23 protein-coding genes and 1 other annotated feature are annotated in these 25,950 nt (G+C 56.1%); of the genes, 18 read left to right on the top strand and 5 right to left on the bottom strand.

Annotation, left to right across the window (positions count from 1 at the left end; translation table 11 throughout):
* The first annotated feature begins 7 nt into the window (after positions 1–7).
* Entirely contained in the window at positions 8–1,054 is a 1,047-nt protein-coding gene (ytvI, locus tag FE784_RS08930) for a sporulation integral membrane protein YtvI (RefSeq protein ID WP_139601806.1), read from the top strand.
* Positions 1,055–1,103: 49 nt separating this feature from the next.
* Entirely contained in the window at positions 1,104–1,937 is an 834-nt protein-coding gene (locus FE784_RS08925; protein ID WP_139601912.1) for an undecaprenyl-diphosphate phosphatase, read from the top strand.
* A 51-nt stretch (positions 1,938–1,988) separates the two neighbouring features.
* Here the strand turns inward: FE784_RS08925 and FE784_RS08920 are convergent, their stop codons facing one another.
* Complete coding sequence (locus FE784_RS08920; protein WP_139601804.1) at positions 1,989–3,623, bottom strand: response regulator; 1,635 nt, start codon at positions 3,621–3,623, stop codon at positions 1,989–1,991.
* Positions 3,620–5,428 (bottom strand): cache domain-containing sensor histidine kinase, encoded by a 1,809-nt coding sequence (locus FE784_RS08915; protein ID WP_139601802.1) that lies wholly within the window; start codon positions 5,426–5,428, stop codon positions 3,620–3,622. Before FE784_RS08915 ends, FE784_RS08920 begins: the two co-directional genes overlap by 4 nt.
* 312 nt (positions 5,429–5,740) lie before the next feature.
* Between FE784_RS08915 and FE784_RS08910 the strand changes: the two genes are divergently transcribed.
* The 10 genes from FE784_RS08910 to FE784_RS08870 all read left to right on the top strand — a co-directional run bounded on the left by FE784_RS08910 (position 5,741) and on the right by FE784_RS08870 (position 13,169).
* Positions 5,741–6,625, top strand: coding sequence for a carbohydrate ABC transporter permease (locus tag FE784_RS08910; protein ID WP_139601800.1), 885 nt, complete (start codon positions 5,741–5,743; stop codon positions 6,623–6,625).
* Complete coding sequence (locus FE784_RS08905; protein ID WP_139601798.1) at positions 6,625–7,461, top strand: carbohydrate ABC transporter permease; 837 nt, start codon at positions 6,625–6,627, stop codon at positions 7,459–7,461. The genes FE784_RS08910 and FE784_RS08905 overlap by 1 nt, the downstream gene beginning before the upstream one ends.
* A gap of 127 nt (positions 7,462–7,588) precedes the next feature.
* Positions 7,589–8,887: an ABC transporter substrate-binding protein gene (locus FE784_RS08900; RefSeq protein WP_139601796.1), complete on the top strand. Its 1,299-nt coding sequence runs from the start codon at positions 7,589–7,591 to the stop codon at positions 8,885–8,887.
* A 632-nt stretch (positions 8,888–9,519) separates the two neighbouring features.
* Entirely contained in the window at positions 9,520–9,729 is a 210-nt protein-coding gene (locus tag FE784_RS08895; protein ID WP_139601794.1) for a spore coat associated protein CotJA, read from the top strand.
* Between the two features lie 3 nt (positions 9,730–9,732).
* Positions 9,733–9,996: a spore coat protein CotJB gene (locus FE784_RS08890; protein WP_139601793.1), complete on the top strand. Its 264-nt coding sequence runs from the start codon at positions 9,733–9,735 to the stop codon at positions 9,994–9,996.
* A gap of 113 nt (positions 9,997–10,109) precedes the next feature.
* Positions 10,110–10,679 carry a manganese catalase family protein gene (locus FE784_RS08885; RefSeq protein WP_139601791.1) on the top strand — a complete coding sequence of 190 codons (570 nt, stop codon included), beginning with the start codon at positions 10,110–10,112 and terminating at the stop codon, positions 10,677–10,679.
* Positions 10,680–10,821: 142 nt separating this feature from the next.
* Positions 10,822–10,992, top strand: coding sequence for a hypothetical protein (locus FE784_RS40735; protein ID WP_176706066.1), 171 nt, complete (start codon positions 10,822–10,824; stop codon positions 10,990–10,992).
* A gap of 142 nt (positions 10,993–11,134) precedes the next feature.
* Entirely contained in the window at positions 11,135–11,548 is a 414-nt protein-coding gene (locus FE784_RS08880) for a YhjD family protein (protein ID WP_139601790.1), read from the top strand.
* Positions 11,545–12,819: a DNA polymerase IV gene (locus FE784_RS08875; protein WP_139601789.1), complete on the top strand. Its 1,275-nt coding sequence runs from the start codon at positions 11,545–11,547 to the stop codon at positions 12,817–12,819. The genes FE784_RS08880 and FE784_RS08875 overlap by 4 nt, the downstream gene beginning before the upstream one ends.
* A gap of 47 nt (positions 12,820–12,866) precedes the next feature.
* The gene (locus FE784_RS08870) at positions 12,867–13,169 is read left to right on the top strand and encodes an antibiotic biosynthesis monooxygenase family protein (protein ID WP_139601788.1); all 303 of its coding nucleotides are present in this window, start codon (positions 12,867–12,869) and stop codon (positions 13,167–13,169) included.
* A gap of 84 nt (positions 13,170–13,253) precedes the next feature.
* Here FE784_RS08870 and FE784_RS08865 read toward each other — a convergent pair whose 3' ends face one another.
* Complete coding sequence (locus tag FE784_RS08865) at positions 13,254–13,907, bottom strand: hypothetical protein (RefSeq protein ID WP_139601787.1); 654 nt, start codon at positions 13,905–13,907, stop codon at positions 13,254–13,256.
* 605 nt (positions 13,908–14,512) lie between these two features.
* Positions 14,513–15,823 carry an aspartate--tRNA(Asn) ligase gene (gene aspS, locus FE784_RS08860; RefSeq protein WP_139601786.1) on the bottom strand — a complete coding sequence of 437 codons (1,311 nt, stop codon included), beginning with the start codon at positions 15,821–15,823 and terminating at the stop codon, positions 14,513–14,515.
* Positions 15,824–16,042: 219 nt separating this feature from the next.
* Positions 16,043–16,277, bottom strand: a binding site (T-box leader).
* Between the two features lie 164 nt (positions 16,278–16,441).
* Here aspS and FE784_RS08855 point away from each other — a divergent pair.
* The 6 genes from FE784_RS08855 (at position 16,442) to FE784_RS08830 (ending at position 25,001) form a co-directional block, all read left to right on the top strand.
* Entirely contained in the window at positions 16,442–16,960 is a 519-nt protein-coding gene (locus FE784_RS08855) for a DUF3231 family protein (protein ID WP_139601785.1), read from the top strand.
* Between the two features lie 113 nt (positions 16,961–17,073).
* A complete protein-coding gene (locus tag FE784_RS08850) occupies positions 17,074–17,439 on the top strand; it encodes a hypothetical protein (protein ID WP_139601784.1) in 366 nt (121 codons plus the stop codon).
* Positions 17,440–17,519: 80 nt separating this feature from the next.
* Positions 17,520–17,759 (top strand): hypothetical protein, encoded by a 240-nt coding sequence (locus FE784_RS08845; protein ID WP_139601783.1) that lies wholly within the window; start codon positions 17,520–17,522, stop codon positions 17,757–17,759.
* 281 nt (positions 17,760–18,040) lie between these two features.
* On the top strand, positions 18,041–19,729 hold the full coding sequence (locus FE784_RS08840) for a DUF4091 domain-containing protein (protein WP_139601782.1): 1,689 nt from the start codon (positions 18,041–18,043) through the stop codon (positions 19,727–19,729).
* A 322-nt stretch (positions 19,730–20,051) separates the two neighbouring features.
* Complete coding sequence (locus tag FE784_RS08835; protein ID WP_139601781.1) at positions 20,052–20,819, top strand: sugar phosphate isomerase/epimerase family protein; 768 nt, start codon at positions 20,052–20,054, stop codon at positions 20,817–20,819.
* A 507-nt stretch (positions 20,820–21,326) separates the two neighbouring features.
* Positions 21,327–25,001 (top strand): heparinase II/III domain-containing protein, encoded by a 3,675-nt coding sequence (locus tag FE784_RS08830; protein WP_246131964.1) that lies wholly within the window; start codon positions 21,327–21,329, stop codon positions 24,999–25,001.
* Positions 25,002–25,003: 2 nt separating this feature from the next.
* Here FE784_RS08830 and FE784_RS08825 read toward each other — a convergent pair whose 3' ends face one another.
* On the bottom strand, positions 25,004–25,864 hold the full coding sequence (locus FE784_RS08825; RefSeq protein WP_139601779.1) for an AraC family transcriptional regulator: 861 nt from the start codon (positions 25,862–25,864) through the stop codon (positions 25,004–25,006).
* Positions 25,865–25,950: the final 86 nt, after the last annotated feature.

Here is a 25,950-nt window from a genome sequence, read left to right as displayed (position 1 = left end):
AATAAATATGTCCATGAAAACGATCGTTTTGATCGTGCTTGGCATCGGTTTTTTGTACGGCTTGTTTACGATCGGGATGCCCTTTCTGATGGCGATCGCCATCGCCATGTTTCTCGAGACGCCGATTGTCGCGATGATGAGGGTATTCCGCTTGAACCGGATCGTCTCGGCCACCATCGTGTGCACGCTGTTCACGCTACTGCTGTTCGGCGCCGTTTACTTGATCGGCGCGGGAGTCGTCTCGCAGCTTGTCGAGATATGGAAGAAGACGCCGACGTTTCTGGAAGAGTTCGACCGGTATTTCCGGGATGCGACCGAACGGACCCAGCTGTTCTACAATTCGCTGCCGGCCGATGCGGCGAAGCAGCTGCAGACCGGGCTGGAGCACGGAGTCTCTACGCTTACGAACTCGATAAGCGGCATTATCGGCGGCATATCCTCCTACTTCCTGAATGCGGCCAAAGCGGTGCCGAATTTGTTCGTCGCGTTCGTCGTGTTCATGGTCGCGCTCTATTTGATGAGCTACAGCTTGCCGGTGCTGAAGAACCAGTTCACCGGGCTGTTCGAGGAGAAGTCGCGCGGCAAGGTGGAGGATGTGCTCGGCAACCTGCGCAGCTCCGTCATCGGCTTCCTGCGCGCCCAGATCATACTGAGCGCGCTCACGTATATCGTTTCGTTGACGGGACTGCTTATTCTAAGGGTCGAATATCCGCTGGCGGTCGCTCTGCTGATCGTGATCGTCGACGTGCTGCCGATTCTCGGCACCGGTTCCGTCATCGTCCCGTGGGCGGCGTTCGTGCTTATTAAAGGCGAAATGGGCCTGGCGATCGGACTGCTTATTCTGTTCGTCGTCATTACGATATTCCGCCGCATCGTCGAGCCGAAAATATTGGGGGATTCGATCGGGATCGGCGCATTGCCGACGCTCGTCGGGCTGTACGTAGGCTTCAAGCTGATGGGGGTAGTCGGCCTGTTCCTCGGGCCGATCGTCATCATGATTTACAAGGAAATGCGCAAGGTCGGACTGCTGCAATTCAAAATCAAGCTGGAGTAAGGCGCTGCATGGGGCGTTTTAAGTTCGAGAGGAGTATTGGTGCGTGAACGTGTGGGATTTGTTCGTAGCGATTGTATTGGGTATCGTGGAAGGCTTGACGGAATTCGCGCCGGTCTCGTCCACCGGGCATATGATTTTGGTAGACGATATGCTGCTGCACTCCAAGGAGCTGTTTCCGGCGTCCGTGGCCAATTCGTTCAAGGTGGTCATCCAGTTGGGCTCCATCTTGGCCGTACTGGTCGTGTTCAAGGACCGGTTCATCGATTTGCTGGGCTTGCGGAGACGCTCGGGAGCGGCGGCTTCGACGTCAAAGGGAGGCCGACTGAAGCTTGCCCAGGTAATCGTCGGTCTGATTCCGGCGGGTATTGCCGGCGTCTTGTTCGAAGACTTTATCGACGAGTATTTGTTTTCCGTGGAAACGGTGCTGATCGGTCTTGTGCTGGGCGGCATTCTCATGATCGTGGCCGACAAGTTCGGCCCTCGCTCGCCGTCCGCCGATACGGTGGATAAAATTTCGTACAAGCAGGCGTTCGGTATCGGCCTGTTTCAGTGTCTCGGCATGTGGCCCGGCTTCTCGCGCTCCGGCTCGACGATTTCCGGGGGCGTCCTGCTCGGCATGAGCCACCGCGCCGCCGCCGATTTTACATTCATTATGGCCGTGCCGATTATGGCGGGCGCGACGCTCATTTCCTTGTACAAGCATTGGGCCGACTTCACGCCGGAGGCGCTGCCGTTCTTTATCGCCGGCTTTATTAGCGCATTCGTGTTCGCCTTGCTGTCCATCCGGTTTTTCCTGAAGCTGATCCAGAAAATCAAGCTGACGCCTTTCGCCATTTACCGGTTCGTGCTGGCCGCCCTTATTGCCGTATTTTTGTATATTTGACGAATTGCCGGCAAGGTATTCATGTATGAAAAGGAACAGGGGACGCCCGACTCAGGCGTCCCCTGTTTGTTTTTTTCGATACTCCGCCGGCGATTGGCCGAATGCCTTCTTGAACACTTTGCTGAAATATTTCTCGTCCTCGTAGCCGGTCATATGGGCGATCTGCATGATTTTGAGCGCCGGATTGAGCAGCAGCGTCTTTGCCCGCTCCATCCGGTGGCGCAGCAGAAAGTCGCTGATCGTCTCCCCGAACTCCTGCTTGAACCGGCGCGACACGTACTCCCGGCTTAAATAAAAGTGCGCGGCGACCTCCTGTACGCTGATGTCCTGGTCTACCCGGCTTTGCAAATAGCGGGCGATTTCGTAGATCAGATGGTTTTCCTGCTGCGTCACTTTGCGAACGAGCTCGGCCAGCCGCACGAGGCTCGCGGTCATCTCCTCCCGCCACAGGTCGAGCGAGAGCTCGCCCCGTTCGTTCAACGGAATCGGCAGCACCGCGGTTTCGAGCGGAAGGCGCATGTCCGCGTCGTCGCCGGGGAAAAAATCTTTGACCCAGCGCGATTTCAACACTTGGAACTCGTGTCTCCACAGCTCCAAATGCTCCATCGTGACGATGTCTTTGCCCCTCACCTCACCGATCCACGATTGAACCGCTTCCTCGATTTTCTCCTTGCTCGCGCTGCGGATCGCCAGTCTGACCTTCTCCTCGAAATCGCTCATATGCATCTCTGCCGGATGCGGGACGGCTTTCGGATCGAACGCGTGAACCCACGACGAACGCTTCAGCAAGTTGCGCTGCCGGAGCGCGGCGTCCGCCTCCGCATAGGAATCTTTGACCCCCGCCGGAAACGGATGAACGCCGCCGAGTCCGAATTCGACTCGCGTGTGAAACGTTCTGCTCAAGCCGCCGTTGATAGCCTCGAGCATCTGCCCGGACCGCTCCGGCGCGCCCCAATGGAGCAGCACGATCGGATGGCGGTTGTTCCAGAATCGGAACGCGATGCCTTGTCTTGGCACGCGCCCGTTCGGCTCCAGCAGCTCGTTGCAAATGTTCGTCAGGCTGAACAGCATCAAATCGGTATGGGTCGCGAATTTGTCGCGCAAATTGCCGTGCAGCGTATCGATCGCAATGAGGCTCACCCGGCACGGGACGCCGACGGCCAGCTCGGGAAACTCTTGGGCGAACGACGCTTTCTCGGCATAATAGGAGCCCGGCTCCCCGATCAGATTGGACAGCAGCTTGTCGTAATACACCGGCCGCAGCGAATTGAAACGCATCGACCGCATTTGCGCTTCGAGCCGTTCCCGTTCCTCGTCGTTCCAGTTGCGGAGCGCCTTCTCGGTAATGTCCCGCAGCTGCTCGGCATCGATCGGCTTGAGCAAATAGTCCATTCCTCCGTATTTGACCGCCCCCCGGACGTAATCGAAATCGTCGTGGCCGCTGATGACGATCGTTTTGCACGCGGGCGCGTTCTCCTTGATCCAGCGCAGCAGGGAAATGCCGTCCATGTTCGGCATCATCATATCCGTATAGACGATTTGCGGACGTTCCGTCTCGATCAAGGCTATGGCCGAGGCGCCGTCCGCCGCTTCCAGAACGGTGTCGACCCCCAGGCCGCTCCAGTCCATCAGCAGCTTGATCGCATCCCTTACATGCTTCTCGTCATCCACGATTAATACTTTCACCCTCGAGCCTCCTTGCGTTCCGCCGGAATCGTCAACGTCACCTTGAAGCCGTGCGGCTTCGTTTCCTCGATATGCATGTCGGCCCTGTCGCCATAGAACAGCTTCAGTCTGGAATACACGTTCAGCAGCCCGATTCCGCCGCCGTCCGCTTCTTCCGATTCCGCATCCATCCCCTTGCCCGCCCGGCGCAGCAGCTGGCGGATTTCAGCCAGCCGTTCGGCTCCCGGACCTTTGCCGTTGTCTTCTACCGATATCGTAATGAGGCCATCCTCCGCGAAGCTGCTGCGTATTTCGACGGCGCCCTCTACGCCGGAGGCGGGATCGAAGCCGTGCTTGAAATAGTTTTCGACGATCGGCTGGAGCGTCATTTTCGGCACTTCCGCATAAAGCGTATCGTCGTCCAGCTCGAGCGCGAGGGTCAGCCGTTCGTCGAACCGGTTCCGCTGCAGCTCTGCGTACGAACGGATATGGTCGATTTCCTTGGCGAGCGGGACCGACGTTTCGGTCGTATTCATGCTGTACCGCATCATTTTGCCTAGCGACGAGATGAGCTTGTATATGTTCGGCGCATTCATCTGCAGTGCCAGCGTCCCGATCGATTGCAGAGCGTTGTACAAAAAGTGCGGGTTGATTTGCGCCTGCAGCGCCTTCAGCTGGTTCGTCCGATTGGCGAGCTCGAGCCGGTACTCCTTGACGATCAGATTGTTGATATGCTGCATCATCGAGCGGAAACGGGCGGCGAGCAGTCCGAATTCATCCTTTCGCTTCATGTCGATGTCGACGTTCATATTGCCCTTCTCGATTGCGCCGATATAGCCGATGAGCCGCTTGATCGGAGCGGTGAACAGGAAGGCGACGCCCACGGTCACGACGATCGAGAGCAGCGAGAACGCCGCCAGCACGATCGTGTTGATGCGGGTCAAATCGAGCGCCTGCTTGTACAGCACCTCGTCCGGAATCCGTTTCACGATCGTCCAGTCCAGGTAGGTCGTCTTGAGCTTGTCGTAAATTTGCACGCCCTTGAAGCCGTCGCCGTCCCAAAATACGCTGTCGGCCTGCTCCGGACGCGACAGAATTTCGGCTATCCAGCCTTCCGACGGCCGCTGCCCCCACAGCCGCTCGTCCGGTCCGTAAATGACGAAACCGGATGAATCGAGGATATACAGCTGCTCGCGCTTCGTATCGTACAAGCTTTCGGACATGGCGCGAAGCCCCTGCATGTCGATGTCGACGGACAGGATGCCCAGCTCCTCGGTCAAAGGGACCCTCCGGATGCTGCGGTGCATCGTCATGACCGTCGCCGGCTCGATATAGGCGGTCGGGGCGAAGCCGTAGTCATGGCTGCGGTGCGGAGGCTGGACGGCAACCTCGGCGCCGCCGAGCTCGGGACGGAACGGCTGCGCGGATTCCGGAACCCTTTTGAGCAGGGCGTTAATCATCAAGTACGGCTGCTTGGCAAGCTGTACGTACAAATAGATCTGATAAATGTCCGGCATGACGTTCGCCATGTGCATCATCGCGCGATACGTTTCCTTGTCGCTCAAATAGTCGACCGCGCCGGTCTCGATGACGGCGTTCAGTTTAGCGTCGTTGTACACGGAGAGGGTCGTTTGATGTATCGTGTCCATATAATGCCGGATGTTTTCTTTGCCTTGAACGAGCAGCGCGGACGTGACGCCGATCGTCTCCCGCGTAATCGTCCGTTTCGTATACCAGTAGTTGATGACGATCGACGTCGAGAGCGGCACGATGACAGCGGCCAGCAGGAAGGCGATCAGCTTGTTGCGTATGCTTGTCCGGAACAAGGGAGAAGATCAACTCGCTTTCGCTAAAAGTTCCCCGAATGGGGGCCTTCGAAGCTTATTCCGCATCCTTTTGGGGAAGCACCCGGAAAAAAATGCCCAAATTTCGCCCGATTGGACGATCGAGCCGGAAATAAGAGGCGCAAACCACCCTTAATTCCTCCGCATAAGCCAAATGCATCGATACGAACTGCCCGTCCCGCCAACTTACGTCATCAGGTTCCACCTATTACGTCACGAACTTCCGTTTAACCCGATCCGTTCCGTGTTTACAATAAAGTAAAGACATACTAGAAAGAAGAGGAGGTCGATCCCATGAACCGGAACAAAAGACTTGCAGACCTGTCGCTCCAGGCCGTATTCGTCGGGCCGGCGGCGCTGGCGTTCGCGCTGATCGTGCTCGTTCCGTTCGTCATGAGCATTTACTACTCGTTTACGGAATGGAACGGTGTCAGCTCCGACGTCAAATGGATCGGCATCGCCAACTATAAAACCATCTTAACCGATGACAAAGCATTTCTCCAATCGTTCTGGTTTACCGCGCGATTCACGCTCGCCAGCGTCGTGCTGACGAACCTGCTCGGCTTCCTGCTGGCGATGCTGCTGACGCAGGCGCTGAAGACGCGCAATTTTTTGCGGACGATCTTCTTCATGCCGAACGTGATCGGCGGATTGCTGCTCGGCTTCATCTGGCAGTTTATTTTCGTCAAAGGCTTCGCCACGATCGGCGAGATGACCGGTATCGGATTTTTCAACCTCCCGTGGCTCGGAGACGAGACGACCGCCTTCTGGGGACTCGTCATCGTCAGCGTCTGGCAAGGGGCCGGCTACTTGATGATCATCTACATCGCCGCCTTGAGCAATGTGCCGAAGGACGTCATTGAAGCGGCGCGCATCGACGGAGCGACCCGGCTGCAGATGCTGCGGCAAATTACGGTTCCGCTCATTATGCCGGCCGTGACGGTGTGCTTGTTTCTCGCCATCTCCTGGGCGTTCAAAATGTTCGACCTGAACATGTCGCTGACGAAGGGCGGTCCGTTCGGCTCGACGGAATCGATCGCGCTGAACATTTACCAGGACGCGTTCCGCAACAATATGCTCGGCCTCGGCTCGGCCAAATCGGTCGTCTTCTTCGCCGCAGTCGCTCTCGTGACGCTTGCGCAAGTAAGCTTCACGAAGAAAAGGGAGGTGGAGGTGTGATGGAGACACGGTCGAACTATTCGCCCCGGACGCTTTTTCTCGAGGTGCTCGCCTTGGCGCTCGCTCTGCTGTTTCTCGCCCCGTTCTATTTCGTCGTCGTCAACTCGGTGAAAAGCTTCGGGGACTTGCTGGTCAATTCGGCCAGCCTGCCGAAATCGCTGCACTTCGAAAATTATTCCCGCGTATGGGAAATTACGAAGTTTCCCAAAGTATTTACAAACTCGCTGATCATTACGGTGGCGAGCAACGTCGGTCTGGTCGTCATCAGCGCGATGGCCGCTTACCGGATGGTCCGCGTCCCGAGCAAGTTCAACAAGCTGCTGTTTCTCGGCTTCGTCTCGGCGATGGTCATCCCGTTCCAATCGGTCATGATTCCGCTCGTCCGCGTCGCCGATTGGCTGAACCTGATGGACAGCATTCCCGGACTCGTCATTTGTTATTTCGGGTTTGGGGTATCGCTTAATCTGTTTTTGTACCACGGGTTCGTCAAGTCGGTACCGCGCGAAATCGAGGAATCGGCGGTCGTGGACGGCTGCTCGCCGTTCGGCGTCTTCTGGAGAATCGTATTCCCGCTGCTGAAGCCGATGACGGTTACGGTCGTGCTGCTGAACAGCCTGTGGATCTGGAACGACTTCCTGCTCCCGCTGCTCATCTTGTCCAGTCCCGATCTGCGTACGATTCCGCTTGCGACGTACTCCTTCTTCGGGCAGTATACGAAGCAATGGGACTTGGCGCTCGCCGGTCTCGTGCTCAGCGTAACGCCGATCGTCCTGTTTTTCCTCGCGATGCAGCGGCATATTATCGAAGGGATAACGGCCGGTTCGGTGAAAGGGTAAGCGGTTCACAAAATTCCACCTTTTCGTTCATCCGCGTACGTGTCAGTCTCGGGCAGCGAAGGTTACAATGCGGATAGATACACAAACGCATCATAAAATTCGGGGTACCTTAGGGAGGAAACTACAAATGAATAAAAAACGTTTCGCTCTTGTCGGCTTAACCGGTGTTCTGCTCCTTTCCGTCATAGCCGCCGGATGCGGCAAAAAAGAAGGAACGTCCGGAGCGGGAGGCGGCAACGCTTCAGGCCAAAACGTAACGATCAAAATGTTCCAGTTCAAGGTGGAAATCGCCGAGCAGCTGGCGAAGCTGGCCAAAGAATACGAGAAAGAAAATCCGGGCGTGAAAATCCAGATCGATACGGTCGGCGGCGGAGCCGATTACGGCGCGGCGCTGAAGGCGAAGTTCAGCTCGGGCGACAAGCCGGACATTTTCAACAACGGCGGCTTTACCGATCTCGATCTGTGGCTGGAGCATCTGGAGGATTTGTCCGACCAGCCTTGGGTGAAGGACCTCGTCGAGGCTTCCAAGGAGCCGATGACGAAAAACGGCAAGCTGTACGGTCAACCGCTTAACCTGGAAGGCTACGGCTTCATCTACAACAAGGAGCTGTTCGCGCAGGCCGGCATCACCGAGCTGCCGAAGACGCTCACCCAGCTCGAGGAAGCGGCCAAGAAGCTGCAGGCCAAAAACATTACGCCATTCGTGAACGGCTACGGCGAGTGGTGGGTGCTCGGCAACCATTTCGTCAACCTGCCGTTCGCTTACCAATCCAATCCGAATACGTTCATCGACGGCCTGAATAAAGGCACGGCGAAAATCGCCGGCAACGAAACGTTCAACAACTGGGTGAAGCTGTTCGACCTGCAATTGAAATACGGCAACGCCAATCCGCTGCAAACCGACTACAATACGCAAGTGACGACGTTCGCCACGGGCAAGGCGGCCATGACGCAGCAGGGCAACTGGACGCAAGTGCAGCTGACCAAGACGAATCCGAACCTGAAGATAGGCTTCCTGCCGATGCCGATCAGCGACGATGCGGCGGCCGGCGACAAGCTGCCGGTAGGCGTGCCGAACAACTGGGTCATCAACAAAAATTCGGCCGTGAAGGACGAGGCGAAGAAATTCCTCAACTGGATGGTTACGTCCGATGTCGGCAAGAAATATATTACCCAGGAGTTCAAATTCATCCCGGCGTTCAAAACGATTACGGCCGACGAAGCGACGCTCGGACCTTTGGCCGCGGATATTATGAAATATGTCAAGGATAACAAGACGCTGAGCTGGAACTGGTTCAAGTTTTCGGGAGGCGAGGCTTCGAGCAAGAAGTTCGCGGACGCGATGCAGGCTTACGTCGCCAAGAAGACGACGAAGGAGCAAATGTTCGACGAATTCCAGAAAACTTGGGACAGCTTGAAGAAGTAAGCGGAGCGTTTGGAGCGAGCTGCCGGACCGTAACATGCAGCAAGCGGGAAGCGGCAAAGCAAAGCTGCAGCGAAGTGTGAAACCCGGAGACGCGCTCTCCGGGTTTTTTCCCGATCGGTAAGGATCTTCCGGACTCATCGCAGGATAGACGCGTCCTTGCCCGTCACGTCCGTATCTTTGCGAGCGTCTGTCCGACCATGTCGGGTTCCTTGCTCATAGGGAACGATCTTTTCCGCTATCGGATCGCAAGGGGAACCATTTGTTCCCCTATTTATCATAGGGGCGTGTCCTTGGTAGGCAAACGGAACAATAAGTTCCGCTATTCGCGAAAATGAGCCATTATACGGCCAACGTAGAGCAGATAACGGAACTAAATGTTCCGTTATGTCCGTTTTTCGCCGTGTTCGGGACCATTAGCGGAACAAATCGTTCCGTTTGACCGTATGTCTCCGACCTCTCGGCCATCCGAGGCCAAGGGGGGACGGCATCCCTTCGTTACCTGTGCGAACTAAGGAATCTTCCGTTTTTGCACTCCCGGGCGACAGAAACCGGAAACATGAATAGGCTATTGTCATAGGCTAAGGAAAGAGGCCCTTTTGCACGGCCATTTACGGTTAAAGGAGGAAATCATCTTGGTCAACCCGCAATTGCGAGCGTACCGTCCGTTTATCGGTCCGTTCGATCCTTGTCCCCCCGTACGGGTCAAAACGTATATCATCCCGCCCAATTTGACGATGCCGTGGCAGCCCCCGGATTTGCCGCAATTTACCCCGTGCGAGGCGCTTAAGTACGGGACGCTGTGGCCGGCTTATTTCAGCCCATACGAGAGCAGGAGATGTTAAGCGATGGAGAAAACGATCGACCCGAAATATTACGAGCTGATGTGCAGGCTGCAGGAGACGGATTTCGTGCTGATCGAGCTGACTCTTTATCTCGACACGCATCCCGACGATATGAAGGCGATCCAGCAGTTCAACCATATGGCGATGCTCCGGCAGCAGATCGCCTACGACTTCGAGCAGCAATTCGGTCCGCTGCTGCAATTCGGACATAGCTTCAGCCGATATCCGTGGGATTGGATCAACGATCCTTGGCCTTGGCAGGTATGAAGGCGGTCCGCCTTCGCCGGACGCCCGGCGCGCCCGGCATACACATAAGCGGTACACGAGCATAAGCGGCGCGGCTTTGCCGCGAGCGAAAGCGGGCGGGAGGAACGGTACACATGTGGATTTACGAGAAAAAGCTGCAGTACCCGGTCAGGGTCGGGAAGTGCGACCCGCGGATGGCGAAATTTTTGCTCGAGCAATACGGCGGAGCGGATGGGGAGCTGGCCGCCGCGCTGCGCTATTTGAACCAGCGGTATTCGATTCCGGATAAGGTGATCGGATTGCTGACCGATATAGGGACGGAGGAATTCGCGCACCTCGAGATGATCGCCACGATGGTTTACAAGCTGACGAAGGACGCCTCGCCGGCGGAAATGGAGGCGGCCGGTCTGGGAGCCAATTTTGCCAGCCACGACCATGCGCTGTTTTACCAGAACGCCGCCGGCGTGCCTTGGACCGCGGCCTATATCCAGGCCAAGGGCGATCCGATCGCCGACCTGTACGAGGATATCGCCGCCGAGGAGAAGGCGCGGGCGACGTACCAGTGGCTGATCGACATGACCGACGACGTCGAGCTGCAGGACGGTCTTAAATTTTTGCGCGAGCGGGAAATCATCCATTCGCTCCGTTTCCGCGAAGCGGTGGAGATCTTGATAGCGGACCGGGATGCGCAGAAGGTATATTGAGGCGAAACGACATTAATTACCCGCCGGTTACAGGCCTGCGGGTTTTTCACGTACACGGGAACTTTTAGGGTCGGCTCGCGTATTTACAATATCTAGAACTTGAGCGATGAATTGTACATTCGCGGCAGGAGGCGATCGATGGATGGGTTCTGCATCGGCAACGATAGGGTTGTTCAGCGGGGTAGGCATACTGATTTACTTGGGCTTGATCGGATTGTCGATTTATTGTCTCATTTTGTTTATCCGGCTTGCGCATCGGGGCATTCGAGCGCTTGATCTCTATATCGAGGAGAAACGGCAGAATCGGCTGTAGGGCGGCGACGGAATCGGCGTACATTGCTTCAAGAAGGAAACGGACGGGCCGGGGACATTTTCCACGGCCTCCTTCTTGTATAATCAGGAGCGTTCGGATTATAATAAGAACATATGTTCGTATACTTTCGGAGGTGTTCCCTATGTCCGTGCAGACTACTACGTATGCCATTCCATCACCGGACGTGAAGCAATTGATCCGGAATATGATGATCCTGCCCGTTGTCAGGTCCAATTTCGAATGCGACAAAATGGTTTTCGAGAAAAACAAGCTCTACGAGCACCGGAGTCCGTATACGGCAGTCGCCCAGCGTGCCATAGACCGCATTGACGAAGATGTGGCCAAAATCGGCTCCGTTCTTCGTACGGCCGGGCTGCTGCTGAGCGAAGAGAAGCGGGATGCCGCTTGTATAACCCGCGTAGCGGATTACCGGGGCCAACGACGCGAATTCGCCCTTCGCTGGGGGACGTTCGAAGGCGAGCTGGAGCTGCTTACCGACTATTACCTCGGCAATCTGGAAAGCTGCATCGTTCGCGCTCGCGATGATGACCGATGAGCGGCGGGGCCGGCAAATCGAGAGTCGTATTCCTCGCGGACTGCCAGAGCTTCTACGCGAGCGTCGAAAAGGCCGAACGGCCGGAGCTTCGAGATAAGCCGGTCGTGGTGGCCGGCGATCCGGAACGGCGCAGCGGCATCATTCTCGCGGCGTGCCCGATTGCGAAGTCTTACGGAGTCACGACCGCGGAGTCGATCCGGGAGTCGCTGGCCAAATGTCCGCACCTTACGATCATCAAACCCCGCATGCAGCTGTACATCGACGTTTCCCTTCAAATTACCCGCATATACGAACGTTTTTCCGATCTGGTCGAGCCTTACTCGATCGACGAGCAGTTTATTGACGTTACGGGCTCCCTCGGCCTGTACGGCGAACCGCAACAAATTGCCAAGGCGATTCAAGACCAAGTGTGGAACGAAACGAAGATACGGACCCGGGTCGGCATCGGCGAAAACAAAATTTTGGCCAAAACCGCCTGCGACAATTACGCCAAAAAGGTCGAGTCGGGCATTTACTTTTTGCGCAAAGACGCCTTGGAGGATTCGCTCTGGACGCTTCCGATCAACAAAATGTTCATGGTCGGCTCCCGCATGACGCAACATTTCCACTTGATGGGGATAACGACGATCGGCGAGCTGGCGCGCATTCCGCTCGAGAAGCTGCAGGAGCGTCTGGGACGGAAATTCGGGAGAAACAGCGACATTAACGCGGAGGTGCTGTGGCGGATCGCGAACGGTCACGATGAGTCGCCGGTATCGCCGTATACGTTTGTCGAGCAGCAGAAGGGCATCGGCCACATGATGACATTGCCGATCGATTATCGGACGATGGAGGACTTGAAGATCGTTCTGCTGGAGCTGTCCGAGCTCGTCTGCCAGCGCTGCCGGTCCAAGGGGCTGATGGGGCAAGTCGTATCGGCGGGCTGCCAGGGGGCCGACTTCGATCGGCCTACCGGCTTTTTCCGGCAGATGAAGATGCCGCACAACACGAACTTGACCGAGGAGGTTTACGAGGTCGCGTGTCGAATTTTCGAGAAGCAGTGGAACGGCAAGCCGGTCCGAAAGGTCGGGGTGACGCTCAGCGACCTGACTTCCGACGAGACGTACCAGATGACCGTATTTCCGGACCGCGAGAAGAAGATGGCGCTGGAACGGGCTACGGACGAGATCAAGAACCGGTTCGGGAACGCGTCGATCATGCGCGCTTCGTCGGTCACGCCGGCCGGGCAGGCGCAGCGCAGGTCCAAGATGATCGGGGGACACTATAAATGATTTGGATAAATAGGTGCTCCGGGAAGTCGTAACAAAGGAGGAGTCCGATGAGCGGGCCGATTTTGGAAGTGGCGATCCTGCAGGTGAAGGCCGGAATGAACGAGCAGTTCGAGCAAAGCTTCAGACAAGCCTCCCGGATCATATCGGGGATGAACGGCTATATCGGCCACGAGCTGCAGAAATGCATCGAGAAAGACAATCAATATGTACTGCTGGTGAGCTGGGAGACGCTGGAGGATCATACGATAGGCTTCAGGGGCTCGCAGCAATACGACGAATGGAAGAGCCTATTGCATCGCTACTACGATCCGTTCCCGACCGTCGAGCATTACACCCGCATACGCTTATAGCCCCGATTATGAAACAAGAAAGGGGACGGATAAAGCAAGAGGGACTCCACTCGGGGTCCCTCTCTGCTTGTTCGTCCGATATCGTTAGCCGACGGCCGGCTCATTGGCGGATGGTGCCGTTTGGAGCGTCTTGGTTAGTTCGTTTTGTAAAGAAGATACGTACTTTTCATACGTTTCCAATTCCGACTTGGAAGCGGAGGTTTTGATTTGCTCCAAGTTTTTCTCCATGGCGTTAAGTATATATTGCAAGTACTCGATTTTCTCGCTTTTTTGGATATCGTTATAGAAAATGGCGTTACTCGCTAAAAAATCGTTGTTTTTGAACACTTCCCGCTGAATTCTGATATGCATTTTGGACTGATTCAACTTCTTGATTTCCTGGGCATTCGCTGTCTTGCCATCAATTTGGAACGCCCCTAGCTCCACTGACTTTTTAGTTAAGAATTCTTTTCCCACGTTTATGGGATCGAGCAAATCGAATGGTTTCCGTTCGAGGGAAATCCCGCTCGCAGCGGCAAAAGCTACGTCATAACCGACTTTCTCGGCAAATTCCCGTACAGGCAAATAAGAGGTGCCTGCAATCGTGATAGCCCTATTACCCAGCTTCTCTCCATTGACGCTTACGGGAAGCTCGCCATCGATGACCGCTCCTATAACGCTTTTGACTTCCTCGCCATAAACCGAGATGGAAAGCGACAATAGAAATCCGAACAGTGCTCCAATCAAATACTTCTTCATTCACACCACTCCTTATCTCTAATATGGGATAATTATACATAAAAATCTATTGCTATTACTAGTAAAAAATTGAAATCGATGGATTTTACAATCTCTCGCGTCAAAAAAACTACGACAGCATAATTCGCAAACAACCTGGAAGCCCCTTGATGAAGCGGATGCAACGTGTTGCCTTTAAATAGAGGAACTATATTCCGTTATGGTCCCGAATTCCATTATACGCTAGAAGATAACGGAACAGGCTTCCGTTATTCTCAAACTTTAAGGGTATAAATGATCGTGAACAGCGGAATAGCGGAACGATTTTCCGTTATTTTGCCATCAACAGGAGAACGCAGGACAATAGCATACTCAAGTTCCGCTATTTGTTGGATTCACGGTCCCTCAAGGCACCGTCAAAGGCAGCCAGCCTCCCCCGAACTTGCGGACATGCACTCCTTTACGTGAATGATGCTGTCGTAGAAAAAAAAGCAAGGAAGGAATCCTCCGGATCCCTCCTTGCTTGTAGATGGCCGTTATCTCGATGCCGACTCGCAACGCAACTAATTGTTGTAGTTTGCACAGCGCATCGAATCGATTATTTCGCGTTCAAGGCAGATTTCCGTTTACGGCGTCAGCCGCATTCGGTCTCTCGGGAAAGCGGACGCCTCGCGTACGTTGGGCTGTCCGAGCAGACGCGAGGTGAGGCGTTCCAAGCCGATCGCGAATCCGCCATGCGGGGGCATTCCGTAACGGAACAGATCGAGATAGCTCTCGAAATGCTCGGGCAGGAGTCCCCGGCCGCGGATGGAAGCGGTCAACTCGTCGTAGTCGTGGATGCGTTGGCCGCCGGTCGTAATTTCCAGGCCGTTGAAAATCAGGTCGAACGAAGCCGTCAGCGCAGCGTCTTCCGGCGCGGGCATCGCGTACATCGGGCGAATCTCGCGCGGGTATCGCGTAATGAAAACGAACGCCGGCTTGTTCTGCTCGGCGGCATATCGGCAAATAAGCCGTTCGCCTTCCGGGTCGAGGTCCCCCTTCGGGGACGTTTTGCCGTATTTGCGCTGCAAAATGCTTTGCGCCTCGGCGACCGGAATTCGCGGGATGTCGTGCGGCACCGGAAGCTCCACCCCAAGGAGAGCAAACTCGGCCTCGCATTCCGCACCCGCCTTCCGGAGCATGTATCCGAGCATGTCCTGCTCCAAGTCCATCAGCTCTTCTTCCGAACGGATAAAGCCCATTTCGACGTCGAGGGACACATATTCGTTCAGGTGACGGGACGTATTGTGCTCCTCCGCCCGATAGACGGGAGCGATCTCGAATACCCGTTCGTAGCCGGCTCCTACCATCATCTGCTTATAAAATTGGGGGGACTGGGCCAAGTAGGCCGGACGGCCGAAATAGTCGACGGGGAACAGGTTGGAGCCGCCCTCGGTGCCGGACGCCACGATTTTTGGCGTAAAAATTTGGGTAAAGTCCCGTTCGGTCAAATAGTCCCGGAAAGCTCCGGCTAGAGCGGCTTGAATGTGAAACGTCGCGTGCACCTTCGGATGTCGAAGCGACAGCACCCGGTTGTCGAGCATCGTGTCGAGCCTCGCGCCGATCGTTTTTTTGTTGATTTCGAAAGGCAGGGGTGCAGCCGCGGCGCTAATGCATTGGATGGCGGAAGCCCGGATTTCTAAGCCGCCGGGCGCTTTCGACGCTTCGACGGCCAACCCGGTGACGGATACGACCGACTCCAGGCTAAGCGTCATTTCGGCTAATTCCCCTTCTAAGACGCACTGCACGATTCCGCTTCGGTCGCGCACGTGAACGAACGCAAGCCGGCCCAAATTCCGGATGGCGTGCACCCAGCCTTGTACGGTTACGGATTGCTCCAATTGTTCGGAGATTCTGGAGCAGAGCACACGGATCGGGTGAGATGAATGAGTTTGCATGAAACGCACTCCTTTGTTTTCAATTTGATGTTGCGCAAAGCGAAGTTGTTGTCATCGTCATCATCATCGTCGTCGCCATCGTCCATATGCATCACCTCCTAAAAAGGTCCCCAAAAAGTGAAGTACTCCTTCGAAGCTTATTCCGATTACTGTCGGGGGAGCCCCCGACCGGTCCCCCAAAAGTGATTCGCTTAACGGAAAACACAAAAACCCCGTCCCAAAAGGGACGAGGTCCAATAACTCGCGGTACCACCCTGATTATCGCGCGGCAAAGCGCGATCGCTCGAACCCCGTAACGCGGGGGGCGCGTCCGCTCCTACCGGATCGTGAAACGATCGTTCAGGCGGAACTCGCCGGTGTCTTTCTTCCGGTGGCAGCCGCCATCCTCCCAGCCAAGGGACGGCTCTCTGTGCGCTGAATGGTCCGGGGTACTTCTCCGGTTCATCGATTTGGTTGTTTGAATCATAATATGCATTTTGTGTCCGATTGTCAAACGTTTTTATGATACCGGTAAATACTTGGGTTGATAATGGAGCTTCCGCAGGACCGAATAACTTCACGGGCACGTGGGTATCTTAACAACCGGCTTGCACAACATCAATAAAGGAGCGGAGACAAGTGGGCATTTTGAGCGGCAATCCAAAAGACGAACCCCTTCACTATGGAGAGGTGTTCGATATATGGTCGGTCTCTATGAAAGCGAAAGGCTGCGTTTCCGTGTATCGGGCGTATCAGTATCATGCCGGCGATAAAGAGCTGAAAAAAATATTGGGCGATTTGATCAACCAAGCCGAATTGGAAAGCGAAGAGTGCGATCAAATCCTCGTTCATAACGGAATTGCGCCGTCTCCGGCTCTTCCTGCAAGGCCGGAAGCGAAGCTTGAAGATATTCCGGTGGGGGCACGACTTACGGATCAGGAAATCGCGTATCTGATTGCCGCCGACAATGCCGCCAGCCTGGCTGCATGCAGCCTGGTTATGGGCAAGTCGATTCGCGAGGATATTGGAGCGTTATTCGGCAAATACCATGCGACGAAAGCCGTTCTGGGGTTGAAAATGCTCGAGATGAATAAAGAAAAAGGATGGCTCGTGCCGCCCCCGTTGCAAGTAAAAAGACCGGAGCTGGTGGAAGCCTAGAAGGCCCGGGCAAAGCCCGAACATTTTCAAAGTTATCATTTGCATAAAACGAAGCCAGTTGAAGACAATAAACCGGTACTACAAATAGAACCGGATACACGAGGAGGATCTCCATGTACAATCAAAATATTACGAACCAAATCAATCAATGCGAACAAATTATTCACCAGCTGATGAATCAGACGCAGCAAGCGACGCAAATGTACCAGCAATTGCTTCAGCAAGAGCAGCAAAACGCGGCAAAACTGGAGGAATTGGCCCAAAGAGAGCATAAGGCGTCGCAAATGATCCAAAACACTTTGCAAGGACATCAAACGGCTATGCAGCAAATGCAGCAAGTCTCGCAAATTTGCAGACAACTCGAGCAAACTGCGCAAGCGATGGGCATGAATGCCTATAACCAACAACAACAGCTGCAGCAACAACCGTATGGCTCCGCTAATTACTCGGAGAATTCGTCGTACAGAAACTTTCAATAAATTTGCATGACCGCAGTCCAAGACCCTCGGCAAGAGGGTTTTGGGCATCATCCTATTTCATCAGAGAGGTGGATTTACTAATGAACCGGTTATCGGAAATTATTCAAAATCATAGCGATCTGGACAATCTGGTATCGCTATTCAAGCATTACGGCGTAAACGCGCAATTCGTAGCCGCTTCCGTTATCGAACAATTCAACCAAACGTCCGACGAGAACGACGATAGCAGTAAGGAAACAAGTACGGAAACAGAGGGAATCGCGAGTAACGTTACTCCGGAGCTGCTTGACGACTTGAAACAATATTGCGCGAGACTGTAATTTTCCCCTATTCATAAATGCTCCCCGCTTATGCCTCTATTCTCGGTTATCCGGATTGCAGACAGGGTCGGGGACTATCCCCGGCAAAGCATCTCCTCCAGTTCTTCTATTTGCAGCCAGAGTCGATGCTCGAACACCGCGGGCGGGTTTATCTGGCCGTATCCTCTTAGCGTCGTATTACGGGGCAGCAAGATCATATGGATTCGAGTGGCGGGCTGTGATATGATGGCGATGAGTAAATGTGATCTTTTCATTTCATTTTGTTTCATTTGGTCGCTAAAATGGATGAATATAAAGGAGGAGCCCCTTTGTCAGCCGTCGAACTTACCTTCGCTACCCGTATCATCAGCTCGCTCGAGAAAGTGTTTGCCGATGAGGAACTGCAAGCCGCCGAATTCCGCCGTGCATCCGCGCTTCATAAGGAAACGCTTTCATTTCAAGTTGCATACCGTTCCGCCAAGCTCGTCAAAAAATTGAAGGTGCGCATCGAGTCGGAGCTCGGCGCCCGCGTCGGCGCCCGGACGGTAGGGCTCGTACCGGCCGAAATGCCGATCTATCACGATCATGACGACAATCTGCTGCGCTCGGTGCCCGGGCTTTATCCCGATCCGCTGCTGCCTGTTTCCGAGTCCGAAGGCTTGACCGGATTTCCGAAACAGTGGCGTTCGGTTTGGGTCACAGTCGATTTGAAAGGCGACGTCAAGCCCGGCACTTACGGAATCGCGATCGTTTTCCTGACGAACGACGACCAAGAGCTGTCGAGGGAAACGTTCGAGCTGGACGTGCTGGCCGCCGCCTTGCCGGAGCAGAAGCTGATCCATACCGAGTGGTTCCACACCGACTGCCTCGCTACCTATTACGGCGTCGAGGTGTTCAGCGAGCGTTACTGGGAAATCGTCGAGCATTATGTGAAGACGGCTGTCGATCACGGCATCAATATGCTGCTGACCCCGCTGTTCACGCCGCCTCTGGATACGCAGGTGGGGGGCGAGCGGCCGACCGTTCAGCTCGTGGACGTGGAGAAATCCGGCTCGGCCTATCGATTCGGCTTCGATCAATTAAAGCGTTGGGTCGACATGTGCGATCGCAGCGGCGTCCGCTATTACGAGCTTTCCCATCTGTTTACGCAGTGGGGAGCCAAGCACGCGCCGAAGATCGTCGCGATGGAGAACGGCGAGACGAAGCGGATTTTCGGTTGGGATACGGACGCTACGGGCGATGAGTATAAAGGGTTTTTGGCGCAATTTTTGCCAGAGCTGGTCGGCTTTATCAAGGGAAACGGCCTTGCGGAGAAAGTGTTCTTCCACGTGTCCGACGAACCGCATACGGACCATATTCCGTGGTACGAGAGCGCCAGCGGCTGGCTGAAAAAGTTCGTCGGCGAATTTCCGACGATCGATGCGCTGTCCGACTACGCATTCTACGAAAGAGGGCTCGTGCCTACGCCGATTCCGGCCAGCAACCATATCGTGCCCTTTCTTGAAAACGGTGTCCCGGGATTATGGACCTATTATTGCTGCTCGCAGTACAAGAAGGTCGCCAACCGGTTCATCTGCATGCCGTCCGCCCGCAACCGGGTGCTCGGGCTGCAGCTTTACAAATTTCAAATCGCCGGCTTCCTGCACTGGGGCTATAACTTCTGGTATGCTCAATATTCGCGCTTCCCGATCGATCCGTATCGCAATACGGACGCCAACCATGCATTCCCGGCGGGGGATCCGTTCGTCGTCTACCCCGGAGAAGACGGCAAGCCGGTCGAATCGCTCCGGTTCGAGGTGTTCCGCGAGGCGTTGCAGGATTTGCGCGCGCTCACGCTGCTCGAGTCGCTGATCGGAAGGGATCGTACGCTCGCGCTGATGGAGCAGGGCGCCGAAGCGCCGATCACATTCGACGTCTATCCGCAGGATGCCGCATGGCTGCTGGCGTGCCGCGAACGGATCAACGAAGCGATCCGCTCGCACACCGCCTGATGCTCTCCGGGGCTCCGGCCGCCCCCGCTCGGCTCGGGCCCTTTTTCTTTGCGGACGTCCGGCGTCGCTATCGATCGATTCAGCATGTTTAAGTTCGCTAAGGGGGTATTGCGGCAAAGCGATACTTCGATAAGGTGAAACTGCGGCATTCTGAACCAAGAAAAGCGACCTTTAAAGCTCGGATGTACTTCATCGAAGCAGATTCGATCAGAAGTTTTTCTTATAGCCAGATTCGCCAACTTTTCCCCGTTTCCTGCATGTACACCGCATGCCCGTTATGTTTAGATGGAAGACGAGAATACTAGACGAGGTGATTCGGTCAATGAGCTCCTGGAAAGTCGGGGTCCAATTGTATACGCTGCGCGACGAGACGTCGAAAGATTTCGTCGGTGCTTTACGCAAGGTAGCTGAGGAAGGGTTCGCCGGAGTGGAGTTTGCCGGGTACGGCGGTTTGGAAGCGGGCAAGTTGAAAGAGCTTCTGGATGAGCTCGGATTGCAGGCAATCGGCAGCCATGTCGGAATCGGACGTCTGAAGGATGCGTTGGACGAGGAGATCGCGTTCAACAAAACGATCGGCAGCTCGTACATCGTCTGCCCGGGACTGGGCAAGGAATACCGGGATAGCGAGGAAGCTTGGAAGGCGACCTTCAAGCTGCTGGAAGAGATCGGACGCAAATGCGCCGAGCAGGGTATCGGCTTCGGCTACCATAATCATGCTTTCGAGCTGGAAGAGAAAGTCGGCGGCGAGTGGGCGCTGGACGCCCTGTTCGGTTCGACATCGGCAGACACGCTGAAGGTGGAGCTGGACTCTGCTTGGGTGCATGCCGCCGGACTGAATTCGGTCGGCTATATCGGCCGGTATGCCGGACGGCTGCCGCTCGTGCATTTCAAAGATTTGCGACGCGGTGAAGATGGCAAGTGGCAAACGGTCGAGCTCGGCACGGGTGAAGTCGACCTGCTAGCCATCGCCAAAGCGGCGGACGAAGCCGGTACGGAGTGGCTGATCTACGAGCAGGACCAGACGCAAAATCCGCCGTTCGTGGCGCTTGCAAACAGTATGAAATGGATCAAGGAAAACCGGTTGGCTTAATGCCTCCGGTTTTTTTTCGTGTGTGGCGGCATAAGCGCCGAGCACGACAAGCGCCATGCGACGCCACGCCGCGCGTTGGAGCCCGCGCGGTGCGGACATAACCGGAAGCGCTTTCTCGCGACTGGACGAAACGTCTCCGCCATATAACGGAACGCTGTTCCGCTATGTTCCCGATTTCCGTTACACTTTCGAAAATAGCGGAACGTCGTGCCGTTATTTCGACATTTCGGGGAAAAAAGTATTGGAAACTGAGAAATAGCGGAACGCTGTTCCGTTCATTTGCTCCCGACATCCGGATTCGGATAAATAACGAACGCCAGTTCCGCTATTATCAGAAATTCCGGTAAGGAGCGAAGGAGTGGCGACTATTCGCAATTCGTAATGGAACGATACTGCGGAGTAACCGATCTAAACTGTCACGGGGCCGATTGTGATAAGGTTGAGGTGTCCGTTGTGGAAAGGGCTTTCAACCAAAAACATAGGGAGAAGGGAATATTCTTGCAGAACATGGCTAAATCGCCTAAGGGGACGAAGGCAAGCGGCAAGGGAATACCTATACCGGTTGTGTTCAGCCAGACTGACCGATGGTCGATCATTCCCCGGATCGGCGAGGCTCCCATAATCGACGGGAGTCTGGATGAGGCGGTGTGGAGCCGGGCATCCCGAATGAGCGGCTTTCGGACGGCCTATGCGAACGATCCGGTATGCACAGACTCGGATACGGAAATACGGCTCGCCTGCGACGATAGCTGCTTGTTTATCGGTATTGCCGGGAGGAGAGCCGCCGGAGAGCGCGAGGCATCGGAGAGAATCGATATCCTCTTATCCGCTCCGCAGCGGCCCGACCGATTTTTCCATATTCCGCTCGATATAACGACGGGGCCGCGCGAGATGACCACGGCGTACGGACATGGAGTCAAGTTTTTGGAGCGGCCGGAGCACGTCCGATCCGCCTTGCGGAGCGGAAGCGAAGGCTGGACCCTGGAGGTCGCGGTTCCCGTTGCTTCCGTCATGGAGCGGGAGCCGCTGCCGGGCGACGAGTGGCGGATAAACGTCATCCGCTGCTGCGGCATAGCGGCCTCGCGGCCGCTCAGCTCGCTTATCCCGATACGTCATTGCTCCATTATCGATCTGGGACAGCCCGCTTCCGGCTACAGCGTGAGAATCGATGTGCTGCCGGAAGGCCGGATGGGCCGTCTGTACTGGCAGCGGCTCCCCGGGAGGGATGAGGCGTCCCGGCCGGAGCCGTGGCTGCCGGCTCGGGCGGCGCTGCTCTACGGCGGCTTTACCGAAAAAAGGCTGTGTCTGGATGCGGAGGAGCTTGGCGGCTGCGGTATTGCTTCCGCCGAGTTAACGTGGAGAACGCCTTCCGACGAGAGGATCGCCATCCCGGAATTCGAGCTGGATGCCGCCGCCGGTACCATCACGTTCCGTCACCCGAAGCCGCTGGAGGTCGGCTCGTACGAGCTGCAAATGAACGTGACGGACCGGACGAACCGACAGCGCATGCTGGTGCTGTCCTTCGACAGCCGGGCGCTCATCGAGGCAGGGGAGAGCTTGTACGTCCCGCCCCCGGCAGCGGACGCGCGGATCGTGGAAGCGGAGACGCCTTCGGAGGAGGTCGGCCGGTTGCTGGAGCTGATCCCGCCGCAGCCCGGCTTCATTTTCGGGGGAGATCCGGAGCGTCCGGAGCTGTACGCCGGAGACAAGCTGTTCCGGTGGGACCCCGGCGATCCGTTTGCGCTCGTCTCGGCCCGTACGGGAACAACGTATCCGAACGATCGGTTTCCGGAGGACAAAGCCTTTGTCGTCCATAACCGCAAGGGCGAAAAGGTGCGGGTTCCGTACTACGAAGACGCAAACGGCAGGCGTTACTCGATGACGGGGCTGCTCTGGTACGAGCAGAAAATATATGCATTGAGGCAAACTAGCATGCTGGCGAAGAAAGACCCGCTGGGGGCCGCGCGGCTGTTGAACGGATGGGCCGATGCATACGAAGGCTGGGTCCCGACCAACGATTATCCGTGGGGCTGTTATCCGACGGAAGGGAACGCGGGTCCGCCGTATCATTACTGGGGCGGCGTCTGGTCCCGTTGGTCGACCTCCGATCTCGGGGAGCTGCGTCATTTGGCGGAAGCGTACGCCGAGGTGAGGAAGACGAACGCGTTGGAACTGTTGAGCAAGGAGACGGGCGTCGATGTCGACCGCAAAATTGTGGAAGGAATATTCCGGCCCTCGTTCGAATTTTTCGACAGCTTTCCGAACGGAAACCATAACAACGACTACCACAACTGGATCGGCCTGATCGCGTTAAGCAGAGCTGTCGGGCACCCTCGCTATGTTCATCAGGCGTTGGAGCGCATACGGTCGTTCGTGTCCGGGAGATTTTTGTTCGACGGCTTCTTCGGCGAAGTGTGCGTGTCGTATCATACGCAGTCGACGGGCGGACTTCGGACCGCAATCGCCGCCGCGAAAGGGTGGTCCGATCCGCAAGGCTACGTCTCGCCGCGTACCGGCCGAAGCGTAAACGATCTGGACCTGGAGCGCGATTATCCGGTATTGCAGGCGTTCGACCGCATCATCGCGAACATCGTTTACCCCGACGGACACTATTTCCCGATTCAGGATACGTGGGCGTTCAGCAAATCGAGATCGCCGGACCCGGCGGGAGCATCGTTGTTCCTGCCCGCCGCAGGCATCGCCAAATTGACGTTGGGCGCGCATGAGCGACAAATGCAGCTGTATATGAGCTACGTGCCGAAATATGGCCATGATCATCTCGATCCGCTCAATCTGGCGCTGTTCGCTTGCGGGCAGGAACTGCTGCCGGATATCGGCTACACGCATACGCTGTACCGTCAATGGACGAGATCGACGATGTGCCACAATACGGTTGTAGTGGACGGCAAGGATATGGATCGGAACAGCGGCGCCGACGGCGGCAGGTTGCTCTTGTTCGCGTCGATCGGCGCCGACGTGCAAGTGATGCGGGCGAGTCAGGAGAACGCGTATCCGGGTCTGCGGGAATACGGCAGAGAGGCGTGGCTGATCGGCTTCGGCGGCGACGCTTGCGGCACCGGCGGAACGGACGGCGCGGGTTATGTGGTCGATCTATTCCGGGTGCAGGGGGGCAACCGGCACGAATATACGCTGAACGGAGACGCCAACCGGGATAGCGTCATGGAGACGAATGTGCCGTTAAGCCCGTACGGGCCTTATCTGCTTCCCCCGGGAACGAAAATAACGCCGCCGACCGGCGAGCTGGAGCAAGGGGATGCCGAAGGTCAATATTACGGATATATGTACGTGCAGGATGTACAAAGAGCGGAAATCGGGAACAGCGGCTATGAAGCGACGCTGAAGACGTCGGGAGAGGGCAGGCTGAAGGTGATCGGACTGGACGGCTCGGGCGGCTCGGGCGAAAGAAGCGAGCTGTTTCTCGGTAAAGCTCCGTCGCTGCGGGCTACCCGGCTGCACGACAAGTCGATGGATAATAACGTCGAGGCGGTCCGCTATTCGATGCCCAAGCTGGTAGTCCGCAAGGAAGGCGCCGACCTGCGCAGCCGGTTCGTCCATGTGATGGAGCCGTATTCCGACGGCCGCGCTCCGCGCATTCGGCGCGCGGAGCTGCTGCAGCCGGAGCAGTCCGGGGAAGGCGATGTCGCGCTGGCCGTCACTTACGGCAGCACGACGGACATCATACTCAGCTCGGGCTCCGCCGGTCGGTCGCAGCCTCTCGTCGCGGGCGATATAAGCTTGTCGGGCGGCGTCGGCTTGATCCGGCTCGAGAATGGCGCGGTCGCGCAGATGGTGCTGATCGGCGGTACGATGCTGCGCAAGGGCGACAGCGCGATCCATGGCGAAGGACCGACGGAAGGGGTGGTCGAAAGCGTGCTGCGCAAGGCGGACGGCGATCCCGTCGACGCTCTGGTCACCGGCACGGCCGTTCCCGACGATACGGCGGGGCGCTGTGTCGTCGTGACCCATCCCGACGGAAGCACGAACGGGTATCCGATTCTGGACATCGTGCGCGAAGAGGGGCGGACGCTGCTGCTGATCGACGGCACGGACCCCGGCTTTACGATCCGCGAGGACGGGGGCTCGGAAATGATGTTTTATCCGTTCAAGAAATGGAACGGACCGCACCGCTTCCGGATCGATAATGTCGTTCGGCTCCGCTGATGTCACGTTCGAAACGGCGGCTGCGAGCGGAATTGGCCGGGAGTCATGCCCATATGCTTCTTGAACGCTTGGCAAAAATACGAGAAGTTCGGATAGCCTGACCGCTCCCCGACCTCTTGAACGGATAAGGCAGTCGTCTGCAGCAGCAGCGAGGCTTGCTTTATTCTGCGGATCGTCAAAAAATCGGTAATCGTCTTGCCGGTCGTTTTCTGAAACAAGTAAGAAACATGGTTGGGCGACATATGGGCGACGCGCGCGAGCGCCTCCAGCTGGAACTCCTCTTGGTAATGTTCGTCGATCCATTTCAGGATGCGCACGACGAACGGATCGATCGTCGGCTGCTGCACGTCGGCTTCGCTGTAGGACTGCCAGATGGGCTGGATATACTGGAAAAACGACAGCAGGAACAGCGCGTTCCGCTCCAGATCGTCGATGACGGGACGCAACCTGAAGCGACGGTCGAAGTCCCGGACCCAGTAATCCAGCTTCTCGGGAGCAGGCAGCTGCTGGATTTGAAGAACGGAATCGGAGTGGCACAAGTAATCGTGAAATTTGTATAGGGCCGGAAACGGTTTCAAAAATTCCGAGAAGTAGCCCGGACTGTATTTGAACAGCGAACGTACATAAGGCTGCTCCGGGCCGACCTCCATCTGCTGGTAGTGCGGCTGAAACGGCCGGAAAAAGAGCAGGGAGCCGGACTTCACCTCATACATGTGCTGCTCGACGATCACTTGCCCCGCGCCCTCGTGAATATAAAAAATTTCGGCGCCGGGATGGAAATGGAACACTTCCTTGTAGGGCGCGGCCCGGTCCACGACAAGCTGGAGCTCGATCGGACGTTTCAGCGTATCCGCAAACAGCATGATTTTCGCCTGCCTTCGAACAATTCGTAATTGAGCAACATTATAGCAGATATACGGAAGGCCGGCACTCCAAAATGCCGCAACGG

The sequence above is a fragment of the Paenibacillus hemerocallicola genome (genome assembly GCF_006265175.1).
GTDB lineage: Bacteria > Bacillota > Bacilli > Paenibacillales > NBRC-103111 > Paenibacillus_AB > Paenibacillus_AB hemerocallicola.
Note: the sequence above shows the minus strand (reverse complement) of the source record. Positions and strands in the feature narration are given on the sequence as shown.